Genomic DNA, 16,399 nt, shown 5'->3' with positions numbered 1-16,399 from the left:
TGCGCCCATGACCGCCGCCCCCCGCCGTTTCGACCTGTCGCTCGTTCTGATGGCGCTGGGCTTCGCCGTCGCCGTGGCCGCTCTGGCCTGGCCCGCCTTCCAGACCGCCCCCACCTCGACACCGCACATGATCCTGATGGTGGCCGTGGCCGCCGTGGCCCTGCTCGGCCTGTTCGCCTTCGGGCGGCAGGAGGCGCGCCGCCCCGCCCGGCCCGACGGCGACGTGGCGGTCGAGATGCTGGACGCGCTGGCTGAGCCCGCCGCCCTCGTCTGGGCGTCCGGTCAGGTGCTGGCTTTCAACGGGGCCTGGGCCTCGCAGAACGGCGCGACCACGGCGCTGCCACGCGGCGGCTCGGCCCAGGCCCTCTACATGGCCTTTGCCCAGGCTCGCAAAGGCGAACAGGGGCGCGCGATCGTCACCATCGGCGAACGCGAGATCGAGGTGCTGATCGCCCAGGCCGGGCAGGGCCGCTTCCTGGTGCGCGAAGCGCCCGAGGCCGCCCTGACGCACTCCGCCACGCCCGCGCCGATTGCAGCCAACGGCTACGCCGCCTCGGCCGGCGAGAGCCGCGCCATGGCCGCCGGCGCCCCGTTCGGCTCGGCGGTGATCGCGGGCGAGGACCTGTTCGCCGGCCACGCCGAGGACGCCAATCCGGCTTTGGCCGTCCTGACCGGCCCCGCCGCGGCTCGAGACGCCGCCTTCGGCCACCTGTTCGAGCCCAACGGCGTGGCCGAGGCCCGCCGGCGGCTGGAGGAGGGGTCGTCGGGGCCGATCGAGCTGGTCGCTCGCGCGCATCCCGACCGGTCGCTCCACCTCTATGTCGCGCCCGAGGGCGACAAGCGCCGCGTCTGGCTGTTCGACGTTTCTACCCAGAAGTCGATGGAGCTTCAGCTGTCGCAGGCTCAGAAGATGCAGGCCGTGGGCCAGCTCGCGGGCGGCGTGGCCCACGACTTCAACAACCTGCTGACGGCCATCCAGCTCCAGCTGTCGGGTCTGCTGGAACGCCACCCGGTCGGGGATCCCTCCTATGAGGGCCTGAACGAGATCCGCCAGACCGCCATCCGCGCTGCCGACCTGGTCAGAAAGCTGCTGGCCTTCTCCCGAAAATCCACGGTCCGCCGCGAGCGGCTGGACCTGGGCGAACTGGTCGGCGAGTTCGCCGTCCTGCTGCGCCGCCTGCTGCGCGAGGACGTGCGGCTGGAAACCGACTATGGCCGCGATCTGCCGGTTGTGCTCGCCGACAAGTCCCAGCTGGAGACGGCGGTGATGAACCTCGCCGTCAATGCCCGCGACGCCATGCGTGGCGTGGTCGCGCCGGGCGACGCGGTCGTCACCATCCGCACGCGGCGCCTGACGCAAGGCGAGGCCCGCGAACTCGGCTGGCTGGAGGCCCCCGCCGAAGACGGTGCCCTGATCGAGGTGTCCGACACCGGCCCCGGTGTGCCCCCCGCCATCCTCGACAAGATCTTCGAGCCCTTCTTCACCACCAAGGCGGTGAACGAGGGCACAGGCATGGGGCTTGCGACCGTCTACGGCATCGCCCAGCAGGCGGGCGGCCACATCGCGGTCGCCAACATCGAGGGGGCGGGCGCCGCCTTCCGCATCTTCCTGCCGGCCGCCTCGGCGCAGGAACTGATCGAGGTCGCCCCGGTCGAGGTCAAGGCCAAGGCCGCGCCCCGCGATCTGTCGGGTAACGGCCGCATCCTGTTCGTCGAGGACGAGGCCGCCGTGCGCGGCATCGCCGCCAGGCTTCTGCGCCAACGCGGCTATGAGGTCATCGAGGCCGCCGACGGCGAGGAGGCGCTGGCCCTGGCCGAGCAATGGTCGGGCCAGATCGACATGCTGATCAGCGACGTCATCATGCCGGGACTGGACGGGCCGAGCCTGCTCAAGAAGGCTCGGCCCTATCTGGGCGACGCGCCGGTGATGTTCATCTCCGGTTACGCCGAGAGCGACTTCTCGGACCTGCTCCAGGACGAGACGGGCGTGTCCTTCCTGCCCAAGCCGCTGGACATCAAGACGCTCGCCGAGCGCGTGAAGCAGCAGCTGCAGGGGGGCTGAACCCTCTCCCTCCGGGAGAGGGAGTTACCCCTTCAGCACTTCCACCAGCGTCTTGCCCAGACGCGCGGGCGAGGGCGAGACCTTGATGCCGGCCGCTTCCATGGCCGCGATCTTGGACTCGGCGTCGCCCTTGCCGCCCGAGACGACCGCGCCGGCGTGGCCCATGGTGCGGCCCTTGGGAGCGGTACGACCGGCGATGAAGCCGGCCATGGGCTTCTTGCGGCCCTTCTTGGCCTCGTCGATCAGGAACTGGGCGGCGTCTTCCTCGGCGCCGCCGCCGATCTCGCCGATCATGATGATGGACTGGGTGGCGTCGTCGGCCAGGAACATCTCCAGCACGTCGATGAACTCCGTGCCCTTGACCGGATCGCCGCCGATGCCGACGGCGGTCGTCTGGCCCAGGCCCTCGTTGGAGGTCTGGAACACCGCCTCATAGGTCAGGGTGCCCGAGCGCGAGACGATGCCGACATTGCCCTTCTTGAAGATGGAGCCCGGCATGATGCCGATCTTGCACTCTTCGGGGGTCAGGACGCCGGGGCAGTTGGGGCCCAGCAGGCGGCTGTTCGAGCGATCCAGCCGCGCCTTGACCCGCACCATGTCCAGCACCGGAATGCCCTCGGTGATGCAGGTGATGAAGGGCACCTCGGCCTCGATGGCCTCGATGATGGCGTCGGCCGCGCCCGCGGGCGGCACATAGATGACCGAGGCGGTCGCGCCCGTGGCGTCCTTCGCCTCCGCCACCGAGGCGTAGATCGGCAGGGTCTCGCCGTTCGACCCGGTCCAGGTCTGGCCGCCCTTGGTCGGGTGCACGCCGCCGACCATCTGGGTGCCGTAATAGGCCAGCGCCTGTTCGGTGTGGAACCCGCCGGTCTTTCCGGTCAGGCCCTGGACGATGATCTTGGTATCGCGATTGACGAGGATGGACATGACGGCTCGCTTCTGAAGTCAGGCGGGGAGGAAGGGATTTTCGACGCGGACCGACCCATAGGTCTGACCGTGATTGAGGTCTTCGGAATACAGGACGCGCGCGCCGATCCGCTCGGCTGCGGCGATGATCGCACCATCCCAATAGGACAACTGGTAGCGGCGGGCGTAATCGATGCCCGCCACCACAACGTCGGACGTGATCGGTTGGCAGGGCTTCATCGCGACCACGCGGACCCATTCGCGGGCCTTGTCCGACGAAAGCGGGGGCGCGCCCTTACGGGTGGCGTTGTTATAGAACTCGGCGAGCACCTGGCCCGAGGTGCAGTAGTCCTCGGTCAGCACAATCTCGCGCGCGCGCTCCCACCGATGACCGGCATGGTCGCGCCCCAGGGCGGCGTAGAGGAGGATGTTGGTGTCGAGAAAGACCTCAGTATTCGCGATCAAACCGAGGCTCCCCGCTGTAGGTCTCTTCGCGGGTTGGGGGGCGCCAACCTTCGCCTCCCCGACCTTCGGACTCGTCGATCAACCGGAGCAACGCCTCGCGGGCCTCGTCCTTGGAGGTTTCCTGCTCGACGAGCCGCGTGAGGAAGCCCCGGACCATCTCGTTGACACTGGTCCGCTTCATGGCCGCCAGCACCCGCACCTTGTCGAGCAGGTCGTCGTCGATGGCGAGGGTGAGGTTGCGGGTCACGACTGAAGCATACGCGGGTTATGTGTAGCACACAATCCGTGGATTAGAGCGGGGCCTCAACTTCGTGACGACAGCTTCTGGAAAATCAGCTGAACCAGCAAGCCGGTCAGCCCAAGACCGATGACCGCATTGGCGAAACGCAGACCGATCGGGACGCCCGAACCGGAGATTTCATCCAGGGTCAAAAGGGCCAGCGCGGCATCGACAGCCGCTTCGCTCAAGGAAGGAGGCTCGACGGAGAACTGGAGCCTGAGACCCGTGAACAGCACCCAGCTGCCGAGGATCATCAGCCAGCCCCCCGCCGTCATCTCGGTCCCATAGCGCGACGCGGTGCGCCATACCTCGAAGCCGGCTCGCTTCAGGGAAAAGACTGGACTGTTGAGCCGTTGCAACTCGAAGGCCTCGACCCAGGCGCGTTCCGCGTTCAGATCATCGCCCGATTGCCGGAAAAACGATCTGGCGCGCAGCAGGGACCGATGAGCCAGCTCGGTCGTCGCCGCCAGTTTGTCTCGCGCGGCAGGGCGGGTGAACTTCAGCAGGGCGATCCCGGCCAGTCCCGAGCAGAGGTAGAACTCCGCGGCCCGCTCGAACTGGTTAAGGCGCGAGAAGTTGTTCCCCGCGAAATGATAGTACTCGACCGCCTTCTTGACGCCATCGACTGCGTCGATGTCGCCGCTGCAGGCCGCGTCCGTCGCGACAAGTCTGTCGGCGCAGGCGAGCAGCGAAAGACCGGCTTTGGAGACGGTCTCGAAGTCCGGCCTGTTGGAGTCCCGAAGGGCCGCTCCAACCGTCGAGACGATACCGTCGGGCGTGTCCGTCGAGGTGAGAGCCTGACCATAGCACTCCTGAAAGTGGGGGCGACGAAAGTGCCGCTCGCCCGGTAACTCTCGCGGCCAGTCGACCGCGACTCCCAGCAGGTTGGAGCGCTTGGTCTCCATCTATCCCACGGCGGCGACGATCTTCTGGGCGGCGTCGTCGAGGTCGTCGGCCGCCGTAATGGCCAGGCCCGACTCGTTCAGGATCTTCTTGCCCAGCTCGACATTGGTGCCTTCCAGGCGGACGACCAGCGGCACCTTCAGGCCCACCTCCTTGACCGCCGCGACCACGCCCTCGGCGATGACGTCGCACTTCATGATGCCGCCGAAGATGTTGACCAGAATGCCCTGGACGGCCGGGTCGGCGGTAATGATCTTGAAGGCCGCCGCGACCTTTTCCTTGGACGCGCCGCCGCCGACGTCGCAGAAGTTGGCGGGCTCCTTGCCGTACAGCTTGATGATGTCCATCGTGGCCATAGCCAGGCCCGCGCCGTTCACCATGCAGCCGATGTTGCCGTCCAGCGCGACATAGGCGAGGTCCCATTCCGAGGCCTCGATTTCCTTGGCGTCTTCCTCGGTCTCGTCGCGCAGGGCCTTGATGTCGGGGTGGCGGAACAGGGCGTTGCCGTCGAAGCTGACCTTGGCGTCCAGCACGCGCAGGTGGCCATCGGTCATGACAATGAGGGGGTTCACCTCCAGCATGGCCATGTCGGTCTCGACGAAGGCCTTGTAGAAGATCGGGAACAAGCGCTTGCCGTCCTCGGCCGCAGCACCGTCCAGAGCGAGCGCGGCGTTCAGCCTGGCCACGTCGGCGTCGGTGACGCCGGCTTCCGGGTCGATGACGATGGTCTGGATCTTCTCGGGCGTGTCATGGGCGACGGCCTCGATGTCCATGCCGCCTTCGGTCGAGACGACAAAGGCGATGCGGCCATGCTGACGATCGACCAGCAGCGAGCAGTAGAGCTCGCGCGCGATGTCGGCGCCGTCTTCGATATAGAGGCGGTTGACCTGCTTGCCCGCCTCGCCGGTCTGGGCGGTCACCAGGGTGTTGCCCAGCATCTCCTTGGCGTTGGCGACCACCTCTTCGATCGAGCGGGCCAGGCGCACGCCGCCCTTGGCGTCAGGGCCCAGTTCCTTGAACTTGCCCTTGCCGCGGCCACCGGCGTGGATCTGGGACTTCACGACGTACAGGGGCCCGGGCAGCTGGCGGGCGGCGGCCTCGGCCTGGTCGACCGAGGTGATGGCGACGCCTTCGGCGACCGGCGCGCCAAAGCCCTTCAGGACCTGCTTGCCCTGGTATTCGTGGATGTTCATGGGAGGACCGCCGCCGTCTTGTGGGGAGAAGTTGCGGCGCTTATAGGCGGCGCGCCTTCGCAGGCGCAACCGTTCCCCGGTCGATCTACTCCACCCAGTCGCGCTTCAGCGTCCGCGAGGCGCCGATCAGCAGGAAGGCGGCCAGCACGTAGAAGCCCATGCCGGTGTAGATGGCCCAGCGCAGGCTCTCCTCGCCGAAGCGGGGTGCCAGCAAATCGCTCATCCAGCCGAAGTAATAGAAGCCGACCGCAATCCCGAGCAGGTTGTTGAACAGCAGGAAGATGGCCGAGGCCGTGGAGCGCATGGGGGCCGGCGCGATGTGCTGGATGGCGGCCGTGATGGGCCCCAACCAAGCCAGGTTGAGACCCGTCGGGATGATGAAGATCAGGAAGGCCAGGGTCAGCTGCGCCGCCGGCGACCCGCCACCGGGCAGAACCAGCCCGATGATCCAGGGCGAGTTCATCGCCGCGATGAACAGGGGGGCCGAGATCAGGAAGGCGACGGCCGGCGTCAGCGGATAGGCGCCCTTGCCGCGCTTGGCCAGCTTGTCGGCGATCAGACCTCCGCCCCAGATGCCCAGGATACCGCCGATCAGGGCGATGCCGGAGTAGTACCAGCTGGTCTGAGCCAGGGTCAGCTCGAAGCTGCGCATGAAGAACAGCGGCAGCCATCCCGCCACGCCGTAGCCGCACACCGACGACGAAGCCGCGCCCAGCGCCAACAGCCAGAAGCTGGGTTTTGGCAGCACCACCGACGCCGTGGCCCGCGCGATCCAGAAGGACACGCCGATCACCAGCGCCAGCAGGCCTCCGAACGCGAGCACCAGCGCGTTGCCGATGGCCACGCCGCCAAACTGGTTCAGGGCCGCAAGCGCCAACGAACCAACGCCAAGGCCAAGCATGATTCCGGATGCCAAGCGGCCCACGCCGTCCGGGCCTTTCGGAGCAGCGGCGGCGACTGTGGTCGTGGCAGCGGCGGGATGTGCGACCCTGGCCGCGTCGGTGCCGCCGCGCTTCGGATCCCTGACCGTCAGGCGAAGGATCGGGGCGACCAGAAGGCCCAGCAGACCCACCACGATGAAGGCCGTGCGCCAGCCATAGCTGGCCGCCAGCAGTCCCCCGACGAGCGTGCCCGCCGCCGTGCCCAGAGGAATGCCGAAAGCGAACCCCGCCAGCGCGCGAGCCCGCTGCTCCGGCGGAAAGTAATCCGCGACCAGCGAATAGGCCGGAGCCACGCCGCCGGCCTCGCCCACGCCCACGCCCATGCGGAAGAGAAACAGCTGCGTGAAATTCTGGGCCACGCCACACAGGGCGGTGAAACCCGACCAGACCGCGAGCGCGCCGGTCATGATCCAGACCCGGCTGGCCCGGTCGGCCAGCGCCGCCAGCGGAATGGCGAGTGTCGAATAGACCGAGGCGAAGGCTATGCCGCCCAGAAGGCCGAACTGGCTGTCGGAGAGATTGAACTCTTCCTTCAGCGGCCCGGCCAGGATGCCGATGATCTGCCGGTCGAGGAAGTTCAGCATGTAGACGAGGATCAGGATCGCGAGGACATAGAAGCGATAGCCGGGACGAACCGGGGCCTCAGCCGTCTGTGAAGATGCCGTGTCCGTCATGCGCTCCCTCGATCCTCGTCCTTGGCCTCTGCCGGGCCCGTTCGGAAGGACGGTAGCGGGTGCGTCGGCGTCCTGCCAAGAAAAAGGGCGGTGGTCCTTTCGAACCACCGCCCGACATCATCGCTCCGATGGCGAACCGGCCTTCTGGAGCGGTCGCGGTCTAGTAGCGGACCGTCAGCGACGCCGAGATGGTGCGCGGCGGGCCATAGAAGGCCGAGATCGAGTTGTTGAAGGTGGCACCTGCGAAGTTGTAGCCGCCGATGCGGTATTCCTCGTCGGTCAGGTTCTTGCCGAACACACCGACCTGATAGTGGCCGTCGGGGGAGGTCCAGACCGCCGACAGGTCCACCAGGGTGTAGGCGTCCTGATCCAGGACAGGATCCGGCGCGTCGAACAGGCTGAAGTCGCCGCGATAGGCCAACGACGGTGTAATGGCCAGCTCGCCGCCCGCCAGATTGCCTGTCCAGGTGACGCCCCAGTAGGCCGTCCATTCCGGCGAGTTCTGCGGTGTCCGCGTTGCGGAGATATCAACCGGCGTGCCCGTGACCAAGGTGATGAACTCGTCGAACTCGTTCTTCAGATAGCCGATCGCGAAGTTCGAGGTCAGGTTGTCGGTCAGGAAGGCGGTACCTTCGAACTCGAAGCCGTAGATCGTGGCCTGACCGACGTTGTCGACGACCGAGGCAATGCCGGTCGCGGGCGGGGTGGCCACCTGCTGGGTCGTGATCTGAAGGTCCTCGTAGTCCGAATAGAAGACCGCCGAGGCGAACGACAGGCGACGGTCGAACGCCGTGCCCTTCAGGCCCAGCTCATAGGCCGTGACCGTTTCAGGGTCGTAGCCATCGACGGTCTGGGGCACGAGGAAGGCGTCGCCACGCATATCCCAGCCACCCGACTTGAAGCCTTGGCTGATCGAGGCATAGCCGGTCAGCTCCTCGGTGAAGTCATAGGAGATGCTGGCGCGCGGCGTGAACTGCTCAAAGCTGTCCGAGGCCGTGTAGTTGGTGCGCGTCTGCAGGATCGGACGTGCCGCGCCGCCGGTCAGCGGAGTGCGGGTCGCTCCGAGGTAGAAGAAGCGCTGGACCCCCGCGTCCTTGTCGTCGCGGGTATAGCGCCCGCCGATCGACGCATGCAGCCGGTCCGACAGGTCGAAGCTGAAGTCCGCATAGGCCGAGAAGGACTCGGTGTTGACGTAACCGGCCGCCGCGATCGCCACGCCGAGATTCCCGGCGATGGTGTCGAAGACGCCGGAGCTTTCGCCGTCGAGATAGTAGAGGCCGGCGACCCCGGACCAGCGCTCGCCCTCGAAGATGGCCTGGAATTCCTGGGTGAACTGATCGTCTGCGTAGATCGCCGGGACATCCAGTGTCGGCAGCGGGGACTGATCGAAATCGATGACCGTCGCGGTATCGCCGCTCCGCCAGGCGGAGATCGACTTCAGCGTCAGCATATCGTTCACGACATACTCCGCCGTCAGCGAGGTGCCTTGGGTTTCCACGGATTGGGCACCCTGAATGCCGGCATTGGTGTCGTAGACATTAGCCGGGGGCGTGAACCCGCCAGTGGTCGAGTTGACTTCACGATGGCCGTGGCGCGGCGCAGAGTCATCTTCGACCCTATCGAAGGCCAGCCGCACGAAGAGTTGGTCGGTAGGTGCCCACTCCGCGCTGGCGCGATAGGCGGTGACGTCTCTGTCGTAGTGCTCCTCGCCCGTGAACAGGTTGGTGCCAAAGCCGTCGCGGTCATACTTCGCGATAGCCCCGCCGAACGACAGTTGATCCGTGAAGGGCAGGTCCGCCGAGACCACCAGGTCGCGCTGGTTGTAGCTGCCGATCGTGCCACGCGCCATGAAGTTGGGCTCGCTACCCAAACGCCGGGTCACGTACTTGATGGCTCCGCCGATGGTGTTGCGGCCGTAGAGCGTGCCCTGCGGCCCGCGCAGCACCTCGATTCGATCCACGTCGAAAATGTCCAGCACCGCGCCCTGCGGACGGGCGACATAGACGTCATCGATATACAGGCCGACACCGGGCTCGAAACCCCAGAGCGGATCCTGCTGGCCGATGCCGCGAATGAAGCTGATCAGGGTGGAGTTGGAGCCACGCGCCACCTGGACCGTGGCGTTGGGAGTCTGCTGCTGCAGTGTCGTTATATCAGCGGCGCCCGTCTGTTCCAGACGCTCGGACGACAGGGCAGAGACGGCGATCGGCACGTCCTTGAGCTGCTCATCCCGGCGGCGGGCCGTGACGACGATCTCGCCGAGCGAGGTCGCCTGTTCCTGCGAGGACGCCACCTCTTGGGCCATCGTCATGGTGGAGGCGGCGCTCCATGCGGCCCCGGCCAGTAGAACGCTCTTCATGATTCTGTTCATGTGAAACCCCTTCCCTGATGTGTTTCCAGCGGACGCTTTTATTCAGCGTTCAATGATTTTCCTGGAAACTGACGATGTTTGGCCCCGGTGTCAAACGGCAGCGCCTGGCTGAGTGGCGACTGGGCTTCGTCTGTGGCGCCGTTGCACCGACCGGCCCGGGGGGACTAGCTTCGCCGGATGACCAAGCTGGACAAGCGCCCGCAGACGCCCGCCGCGCCCGCTCGTCGTGGTCGCCCGCCCAAGGTAAAGGCCGAGGCCACCGGCGATACGCGTGGGCTGATCCTCGACGCGGCTGAAGATCTGTTTTCCAAGCACGGCTTCTATGGCGTCACCATCCGCGAGGTGGCGCGCGAGGCGGGCGTGGATACGGCGCTGGTTCACTACTACTTCGGGGCCAAGCGCGGCCTGTTCGACGCCGTCTTCCTGCGCAGGGCCGAGGTCTGGAACAATGAGCGGGTGGAGGCGATCAACCGCTACGCCCTGGCCAACGCCGGTACCATGACGCTGGAAGGCTTGCTGCGCGCCTTCCTTGATCCGCCCTTCCAGTGGTCGCTGAAGGGGGGACCAGGCTGGAAGCACTATGCGGCGCTGGTGGCCCAGACCAATGCCAATCCGACGTTCGGTGGCGAGACCATGGCGCGCTATTTCGACCCGGCGATCCGGAGGCTCATTGAACTGGTCAAGGTCGTTCTTCCGCACGCGCGCGAGGTCGACCTGTACTGGGCCTACCACAATCTTTCAGGGGCCCTGACCCTCACGCTGGGCGAGACCGGACGGTTGGATAGGCTGTCTGCCGGACTGTGCCGATCGGGCGATCTGGAGACAGCATGTGACTACATGGTTCGCTTCGCGGCGGCCGGATTCCGGGCTGTATGTCCGCCGTCTAGCGTAGCGTGATGGCCTGACGTGTGCCCTCGGCCGGCAGGTCGAAGGCCGCGCCTTCGAAGGCGGGAGGGCCAAATCGGCCCCGGGCGTTCCTGGAAAATCCATAGGCCTCGCGTGGCAGGCCGATGGGCCACAGGGTCAGCTCGCCGTTGCCGTCCGCGTCGTGAAAGGCGCCCACCGCGTAACGGCCGGGGGCCAGGCCCGATATTGTCACCGAAGTCGCGCCTCCCGACGCCGGCACGACACGGGTGGCTACCGGATTGCGGCTGGCTCGGAAATCCTCGGCGTTGGCGTAGACCGCGACCGCGATCGAGCCACCGGAGCTCTGGGTGCGGAGGGTCAGATGGAGATCCGCGGCAGTGGCTGGCACCGCCACGAGCAAGGCAGAGGCGGTCATTGCGATTGCCAACTTCATCGAAACGCCTTTTCGTGATCTCGCTCCCCGCAAGCGAAACACCACTGTAGAGACGACGTCCAGCCATGTCCGACAAGACACGACCGGAAAACGCGGCGAGCGTCAGAGGTGGCTATCTCGATCTCTGGCGGGGCCTCGGAATTGCGGTTGCCGCAGGGATATTCCTGGCCATCGTTGGCGCGCTGGGCAGCGCCGATGCCCCCATGGCCACGCGCTTGGCTTACTGGATTCCGCTGATGGTGGCCGGTGCCGTCTGGGGCCATCTGTGCTCGCGCATCGTCTCGCGGTGGGTGGACGCTGATGAACGCCCCTGGCTATCCATCGCGCTGCTGACGGCGGCGATTACCGGGCCGGTGTCCTTGCTCGTCTGGTTGATTTCGGGCCTGGTCTTTTCCGGCCGCCTGTACCCTGTGCAGATGCTGCCCCATCTGATCGGGCCAGTCGCTGTCGTCACGGCAGTGATGAGCGCGATCAATGTGTTCGTGTCGAAGTCCCAGCCGGTTCAGACCCATGCGGCTGCGGCCGGAGCGGCCCCGGCCCGGTTCCCCGAGCGCCTGCCGCCGCGTCTGCGCGGCGGCACCATTCGCGCCGTTCAGGCCGAAGACCACTATCTGCGTATCCACACGGACAGGGGATCGGACCTGATCCTGATGCGGCTGTCCGATGCGCTGGACGAGCTTGAAGGGCTGGAGGGTGCCCAGACGCACCGGAGCTGGTGGGTGGCGAAGGAGGCCGTTCGGGACGTTTCACGCGGCGACGGACGGGCCACACTGACGCTGGAGGGAGGGATCACCGCCCCGGTCAGCAGGCGCTACGCCAAGGCTCTGCGCGACGCCGGCTGGTACTGACGAAACCTGGCGAGAGGTGGGGATGCGTACGGCGTTCAGTCCGGTTCAGGAGGAACATCGTAAAGCGATCCGATGCCCCAGGTCGGCGGAAGGTCAAGGTCGGCCTGATCACACCAGGTCAGCCGCCCGTCCTTGTAGGCGTCGCTTTCGACGAGCTCTGTTTGAACCGTCCGCATCGCCAACATCAGCGCCTGAACACCGTCCAATCCGCACGCAGCACCGCGAACTTTCTGCTCCGGCCAGCCTATGGAATACCAGCATTGGAACTCCCCGCCCGGAGCCTTGAACGGGGCATGGAAGCGGACCAGCAGGCCGCCGCCGTCCAGCTCGAACTCGCGTTCCAGATATGCCGTTTCGTGCATCCGCCCCCCCCCCGTTGAGCAGGGTCTGACACGGGATGGGCGCGGCTTCTACCGCGGGCTCACGGCCTGGCTCCGCCAGGCTCCATGGAACCCCGCCGGCAGGGCCACGTCGGCCCGCCAGGTCGCCACCGGTCCGTCCCCGAGCCCCGCCGCGTCGAAGACATGCAGCTCGGTGACCCCTTCGACCAGATTGATCGACGGAGCGACCAGCCAGGCGTCGCGCTCGGCTGACGTTCCGGGCTTGGGGACGAAGACGGCCTCTTCGATGATCTGGGTGTCATCGAACCGGAAGGCGAGGTTGCGACCCGTCGACCAGTCCTGGATCCCCAGACCGGTGGGCAGGGGGCGGGCCGATGTCTCGCCGGTCGTGTGCACGGTCAAGGCTCGTCGCTGGCAGGGCCGCCGGGGGTCGCTCTTGGGAAATTCTGCATTGACGCCGAAAGACGTCATTTCGGCCCGGCCGTCGGCATGAAGGGTCACGAGCTTGAGCCGACCGGGGCGTCCCGGCACGATGCCACGCTGGGCCACCAGAACACGCGCGCCCTCGACCGCGAAGGAGACGTCCTCGCTTGCCGCCACGTCGAACCGGATCGTGCCGTCCGCCTCCTCCCATCCGTCACCCAGGTGGAAATAGCTGAAGGTCGGCAGCTCGAAGGTCCGGGTCGACGACAGATCGGCCTTGTCCACCAACAGGACCTGGGTGCCCAGCTCGGGGCGCCAGTCGAACTGCGTCAGGACCGGCATCTGCCGGCGCGCGAAGACCCAGGGCTGCAGCACGAAGATCAGATGGCGTTCGGTCGCAGTGAAATCGTGCAGATAGCTCGCACGCGGCAGCCGGACGACCTGGGCGTCGATCAGCTCACCGGACCGCTCCATGTGCCAAACGATGGCGCGATCGCCGCTGGTCCCGACGTTCCAGACCGTGCCGTCCGGCGCGTGCCGGGGATGGGCCTGGAACGGCATGCCTCTCAGGTCGTCCCTCAAGGTGACGAAGCACTCGGTGGCGAGGGTCGCGGCGTCCATCTGCAACGGTGAGCCGCCTTCCCACAGCGCCCAGACCTTGTCGCCCGTGACCATGACGGCTGTATTGGCGGCGTTGGCGTCATCGTTGGAGCCCAGTCGCGCGCGGGCGTCGCCTGCGGTGCCGAAGCCCGGCGTGACCACCGCGTCCAACTCGCTCTCGGTCCGACGCTTGGGCGTGTCGGCGAAGCGGGCCGCGAGGGTGACGGACCCGTCTTCGATCCGGAACGATCGCATCAGACCGTCGCCGTCGAACCAGTGCGTAGCGGACCCGCCAGGCCTGCGGAACAGGCCAGGCCCGTTTCGGAACAGCGTGCCCGAGAGCCCCGTGGGGGCCCGCCCATGCACCAGCCGCATCGCGCGCGGCGCGATATCGCTCTCCAGATCGGCGGTCGCCAAGGCCCACGGCGCTGCAGCGTCCTGGGCTATCGCGGCCAGGACCTTTTCGGGCGTGGCGACGGCGGCCGACAGGGCGGCTGCGCTCATCAGGAAGTTTCGGCGGGACGCGTTCATGTCAGACACCATCATGAGAGTTTGGAAGGCTTCGCCAGGGAGCGGCGGGCGGCTGCGTCACGCCAGGCCGCTCACCGGAGAGTCAGCGGATCGATATGGTCTGGGTCGTCTCGCCCTGGACCGTGAACCGGGCCTGTTCCCAACGGGCCGGACCCATGTTGCCGACGGCGTTGTTGGAGAAGGCGTAAGGTTCCACCGGCATGCCGAAGGGGTTGGTGTCCATCTCCCCATTGCCGTTCACGTCATGAAAGGCGGTGATGCCGTATTCCCCCGCCTCGAGCCCTTCGAACACCACGCTCAGCTCTCCGGCGACGACGTCGAGACGGGCCTGGCGCACCGGTTCCCGGGACCGACCGACGTAGGAAGCGCCGTCGTGCAGGGCCATCAGGATCGCGCCACCGCCCCGCCCCGGTTCGAAAGTCACCGTCAGGCTGTGGGTCGACTGGGCCAGCGCGGAGGTCGTCGGCAAAGCCAGGGCGGCGATCAGGGTCAGGGCGCGGATCATGTTTGATCTCCTTGGATCGAGTGGGAGACCGACCATCGGCCTCCGATGTCCCGACCCTCGCCCCGCTGCCCGTCGACCCGCCACCGGACTTCCGGAAACGACCGCGCGGCTTTCGTGAACGGCGGGCCCTGTCCATCCGCGAAACGTGAATGAACAGGCGGCGCGCGCCGCTTGCGGGCCAGACCACGCGCGCGCATCGTCCGCGAGCGGAGGCCAGTCCATGTCCGAAGAGATCGTTTTCTACACCAACCCCATGTCGCGGGGCCGCATCGCGCGATGGATGCTGGAAGAGCTGGGCCAGCCCTATCGGACCGAGGTGCTGGACTACGGCACGACGATGAAGGGCGCGGACTATTTGGCCATCAATCCGATGGGCAAGGTGCCCGCCATCCGCCATCGCGGCGTGACGGTGACGGAATGCGCCGCCATCTGTGCCTACCTCGCCGACGCCTTCCCCCGGGCGGGTCTGGCTCCGGCCTTGGACGATCCGGCGCGGGGAACCTATCTGCGATGGTTGTTCTTCGCCGCCGGACCGGTGGACTCGGCTGTCACCGCCCGGTCTATGGGGTGGCAGGTGCCACCGGAACGCCAGGGCATGGTCGGCTATGGCACCTATGAGCAGATGGTCGATGCGCTCGAGACGGCGGTCGAGGCCGGGCCCTATGTCCTTGGCGAGCGGTTCAGCGCGGCGGACGTCTATGTCGGATCCCAGATTGGCTGGGGCCTGCAGTTCAAGACCCTGCCGGAACGCGAGACTTTCAAGGCCTATGCGGGCCGCATCCTGGGACGACCCGCGGCCCTGAGAGCTCGAGAACTGGACGATGCCCTGATTGCGACCGGGGCCTGATGCGGATCGAATGTGAAACGAGGAGAAAGACGATGACAGTATCTCACGCCGTGGTGGCTGCCCTTCTGCTCGCTACCGCGACCCTGGGGGGATGCGCCACCGCCCCTGGCGACGGCCAGGATCGCTATACGACCGAACTCGACCGCCTGACAGCAGACTGTCGTGCACGCGGCGGCGTCCTGGCCCCGAACGGAAGCGCCACGACTGGCCGTCCCGAGCTGGACTACGCCTGCCGGATCACAGGGGCCACAAGGCTCGGCGGGTCCTGATCAACCCTCGCCGAGGCAACGCAGCGCGACTTCCAGATTGCGCAGTCCATCCTCGCCGGTGACGGCGGGGGGCTCGCCCGTGCGGATGGCGTGGGCGAAGGCTTCCAGTTCCTTCTTCAGGGGCTCGTTGGGCCAGGAGTGGACCCCGCGCGTGGAATAGCTGCCGTCGGGCTGCTGGCCGAAGTATTCGGTGACCTGGCGGGTCATCAGGTCGGCGACGACGAACTTGTTCTGGGTGGCCACCTGCAGGGTGCGGGTCTTGTAGGGCGTCACCCAGTTGGTGGTGATGTGGGCGATCACCCCGTTCTCCATGCGGAACTGGAGCAGCGCCGTGTCCTCGCGCTCGGCGCGTGTGCGGGCCAGTTGAGGCTGGACCTCGGCGACCTCGGAGTCGGTCAGGTGACGGATGATGTCGATGTCGTGAACCGCCAGGTCGATGACCACGCCCACTTCGCCCATGCGGGGCGGGAAGGGGCCCACGCGGGTGATCTGGATGGAGATGACGTCCTCGCCCGCGATGGCGCGCTTGACCGCCTCGACCGCCGGATTGAAGCGCTCGACCTGGCCGACCATCAGCACCCGGCCGTTGGCCTCGGCCGCGTCGATCATGCGCCGAGCATCGGCGACGGTGGCGGCGATGGGCTTCTCGACCAGGACGTGGACGCCCCTTTCCAGTAGGGCGACGGTCAGGTCCGCGTGAGTGCGGTTCGGCGTCGACACCACCGCCGCGTCCAGCCCGGCGGCCACGAAGGCCTCCGCGGTGGTGACGGCTTGGGCCTCATAGACGTCCGCGACACCCTGGGCGGTCACGGCGTCCGCGTCGAAGATGGTCGTCAGGTCAAAATCGCGGATATCGGCGAGGACGCGCGCATGGTTGCGGCCCATGACGCCGACGCCGGCCACGCCGACCTTGAGGGGGGTGGTTTGCGGGCTCATCGGA

At 67.0% G+C, this 16,399-nt stretch carries 17 protein-coding genes; 5 read left to right on the top strand and 12 right to left on the bottom strand.

Translation table 11 applies throughout. The features are described from left to right. The first annotated feature begins 7 nt into the window (after positions 1-7). Positions 8-2,062, top strand: coding sequence for a cell cycle histidine kinase CckA (gene cckA, locus IP78_RS03240; protein WP_054110265.1), 2,055 nt, complete (start codon positions 8-10; stop codon positions 2,060-2,062). Positions 2,063-2,086: 24 nt separating this feature from the next. Here cckA and sucD read toward each other — a convergent pair whose 3' ends face one another. From sucD to IP78_RS03205, 7 genes are all read right to left on the bottom strand, one after another. After that, a complete protein-coding gene (gene sucD, locus IP78_RS03235; protein WP_054110264.1) occupies positions 2,087-2,989 on the bottom strand; it encodes a succinate--CoA ligase subunit alpha in 903 nt (300 codons plus the stop codon). Between the two features lie 18 nt (positions 2,990-3,007). Beyond that, the gene (locus tag IP78_RS03230) at positions 3,008-3,433 is read right to left on the bottom strand and encodes a PIN domain-containing protein (protein ID WP_054110263.1); all 426 of its coding nucleotides are present in this window, start codon (positions 3,431-3,433) and stop codon (positions 3,008-3,010) included. Continuing rightward, positions 3,417-3,680, bottom strand: a complete 264-nt coding sequence (locus tag IP78_RS03225; protein WP_054110262.1) for a ribbon-helix-helix protein, CopG family — start codon at positions 3,678-3,680, stop codon at positions 3,417-3,419. Before IP78_RS03225 ends, IP78_RS03230 begins: the two co-directional genes overlap by 17 nt. A 56-nt stretch (positions 3,681-3,736) precedes the next feature. After that, positions 3,737-4,618: a hypothetical protein gene (locus IP78_RS03220; protein ID WP_054110261.1), complete on the bottom strand. Its 882-nt coding sequence runs from the start codon at positions 4,616-4,618 to the stop codon at positions 3,737-3,739. Continuing rightward, positions 4,619-5,809, bottom strand: a complete 1,191-nt coding sequence (gene sucC / locus IP78_RS03215) for an ADP-forming succinate--CoA ligase subunit beta (RefSeq protein ID WP_054110260.1) — start codon at positions 5,807-5,809, stop codon at positions 4,619-4,621. An 85-nt stretch (positions 5,810-5,894) separates the two neighbouring features. Beyond that, positions 5,895-7,424, bottom strand: a complete 1,530-nt coding sequence (locus IP78_RS03210; RefSeq protein WP_054110259.1) for an MFS transporter — start codon at positions 7,422-7,424, stop codon at positions 5,895-5,897. Positions 7,425-7,584: 160 nt separating this feature from the next. After that, positions 7,585-9,795 carry a TonB-dependent receptor gene (locus IP78_RS03205; RefSeq protein ID WP_054110258.1) on the bottom strand — a complete coding sequence of 737 codons (2,211 nt, stop codon included), beginning with the start codon at positions 9,793-9,795 and terminating at the stop codon, positions 7,585-7,587. Between the two features lie 177 nt (positions 9,796-9,972). Here IP78_RS03205 and IP78_RS03200 point away from each other — a divergent pair, with 177 nt between their 5' ends. Continuing rightward, the gene (locus IP78_RS03200; RefSeq protein WP_054110257.1) at positions 9,973-10,692 is read left to right on the top strand and encodes a TetR/AcrR family transcriptional regulator; all 720 of its coding nucleotides are present in this window, start codon (positions 9,973-9,975) and stop codon (positions 10,690-10,692) included. Here IP78_RS03200 and IP78_RS03195 read toward each other — a convergent pair. Beyond that, the gene (locus tag IP78_RS03195; RefSeq protein WP_054110256.1) at positions 10,679-11,077 is read right to left on the bottom strand and encodes a DUF2141 domain-containing protein; all 399 of its coding nucleotides are present in this window, start codon (positions 11,075-11,077) and stop codon (positions 10,679-10,681) included. The two genes, IP78_RS03200 and IP78_RS03195, sit on opposite strands and share 14 nt — an antisense overlap. An 83-nt stretch (positions 11,078-11,160) precedes the next feature. Between IP78_RS03195 and IP78_RS03190 the strand changes: the two genes are divergently transcribed. Further along, positions 11,161-11,943 carry a LytTR family DNA-binding domain-containing protein gene (locus IP78_RS03190; protein WP_054110255.1) on the top strand — a complete coding sequence of 261 codons (783 nt, stop codon included), beginning with the start codon at positions 11,161-11,163 and terminating at the stop codon, positions 11,941-11,943. A 35-nt stretch (positions 11,944-11,978) separates the two neighbouring features. Here the strand turns inward: IP78_RS03190 and IP78_RS03185 are convergent, their stop codons facing one another. The 3 genes from IP78_RS03185 to IP78_RS03175 all read right to left on the bottom strand — a co-directional run bounded on the left by IP78_RS03185 (position 11,979) and on the right by IP78_RS03175 (position 14,343). Continuing rightward, the gene (locus tag IP78_RS03185) at positions 11,979-12,305 is read right to left on the bottom strand and encodes a hypothetical protein (protein ID WP_054110254.1); all 327 of its coding nucleotides are present in this window, start codon (positions 12,303-12,305) and stop codon (positions 11,979-11,981) included. A gap of 48 nt (positions 12,306-12,353) precedes the next feature. After that, positions 12,354-13,838: a carotenoid oxygenase family protein gene (locus tag IP78_RS03180; RefSeq protein WP_054110296.1), complete on the bottom strand. Its 1,485-nt coding sequence runs from the start codon at positions 13,836-13,838 to the stop codon at positions 12,354-12,356. Between the two features lie 82 nt (positions 13,839-13,920). Then, positions 13,921-14,343, bottom strand: a complete 423-nt coding sequence (locus IP78_RS03175; protein WP_054110253.1) for a DUF2141 domain-containing protein — start codon at positions 14,341-14,343, stop codon at positions 13,921-13,923. A gap of 220 nt (positions 14,344-14,563) precedes the next feature. On the opposite strand from IP78_RS03175, the gene IP78_RS03170 reads away from it, so the two are divergent. Together IP78_RS03170 and IP78_RS14955 are read left to right on the top strand one after the other, a co-directional pair. Further along, entirely contained in the window at positions 14,564-15,190 is a 627-nt protein-coding gene (locus IP78_RS03170) for a glutathione S-transferase family protein (protein ID WP_054110252.1), read from the top strand. 32 nt (positions 15,191-15,222) lie between these two features. Continuing rightward, the gene (locus tag IP78_RS14955) at positions 15,223-15,459 is read left to right on the top strand and encodes a hypothetical protein (protein WP_082384812.1); all 237 of its coding nucleotides are present in this window, start codon (positions 15,223-15,225) and stop codon (positions 15,457-15,459) included. On the opposite strand, the gene IP78_RS03165 is transcribed toward IP78_RS14955, so the two are convergent. Next, entirely contained in the window at positions 15,460-16,395 is a 936-nt protein-coding gene (locus IP78_RS03165) for a Gfo/Idh/MocA family protein (protein ID WP_054110251.1), read from the bottom strand. Positions 16,396-16,399 lie beyond the last annotated feature (4 nt).

It is taken from the genome of Brevundimonas sp. AAP58 (assembly GCF_001295975.1).
In the GTDB taxonomy this organism is placed as follows: Bacteria; Pseudomonadota; Alphaproteobacteria; order Caulobacterales; family Caulobacteraceae; genus Brevundimonas.
The sequence above is the reverse complement of the archived record's forward strand: the minus strand, read 5'-3'. Positions and strand labels throughout refer to the sequence as shown.

Bases quoted from the DNA above. Each gene is read 5' to 3' on its own strand.
- cckA (WP_054110265.1), top strand. From the start codon at position 8: ATGACCGCCGCCCCCCGCCGTTTCGACCTGTCGCTCGTTCTGATGGCG.
- sucD (WP_054110264.1), bottom strand. From the start codon at position 2,989: ATGTCCATCCTCGTCAATCGCGATACCAAGATCATCGTCCAGGGCCTG.
- IP78_RS03220 (WP_054110261.1), bottom strand. From the start codon at position 4,618: ATGGAGACCAAGCGCTCCAACCTGCTGGGAGTCGCGGTCGACTGGCCG.
- sucC (WP_054110260.1), bottom strand. From the start codon at position 5,809: ATGAACATCCACGAATACCAGGGCAAGCAGGTCCTGAAGGGCTTTGGC.
- IP78_RS03210 (WP_054110259.1), bottom strand. From the start codon at position 7,424: ATGACGGACACGGCATCTTCACAGACGGCTGAGGCCCCGGTTCGTCCC.
- IP78_RS03205 (WP_054110258.1), bottom strand. From the start codon at position 9,795: ATGAACAGAATCATGAAGAGCGTTCTACTGGCCGGGGCCGCATGGAGC.
- IP78_RS03200 (WP_054110257.1), top strand. From the start codon at position 9,973: ATGACCAAGCTGGACAAGCGCCCGCAGACGCCCGCCGCGCCCGCTCGT.
- IP78_RS03195 (WP_054110256.1), bottom strand. From the start codon at position 11,077: ATGACCGCCTCTGCCTTGCTCGTGGCGGTGCCAGCCACTGCCGCGGAT.
- IP78_RS03190 (WP_054110255.1), top strand. From the start codon at position 11,161: ATGTCCGACAAGACACGACCGGAAAACGCGGCGAGCGTCAGAGGTGGC.
- IP78_RS03185 (WP_054110254.1), bottom strand. From the start codon at position 12,305: ATGCACGAAACGGCATATCTGGAACGCGAGTTCGAGCTGGACGGCGGC.
- IP78_RS03180 (WP_054110296.1), bottom strand. From the start codon at position 13,838: ATGAACGCGTCCCGCCGAAACTTCCTGATGAGCGCAGCCGCCCTGTCG.
- IP78_RS03175 (WP_054110253.1), bottom strand. From the start codon at position 14,343: ATGATCCGCGCCCTGACCCTGATCGCCGCCCTGGCTTTGCCGACGACC.
- IP78_RS03170 (WP_054110252.1), top strand. From the start codon at position 14,564: ATGTCCGAAGAGATCGTTTTCTACACCAACCCCATGTCGCGGGGCCGC.
- IP78_RS14955 (WP_082384812.1), top strand. From the start codon at position 15,223: ATGACAGTATCTCACGCCGTGGTGGCTGCCCTTCTGCTCGCTACCGCG.
- IP78_RS03165 (WP_054110251.1), bottom strand. From the start codon at position 16,395: ATGAGCCCGCAAACCACCCCCCTCAAGGTCGGCGTGGCCGGCGTCGGC.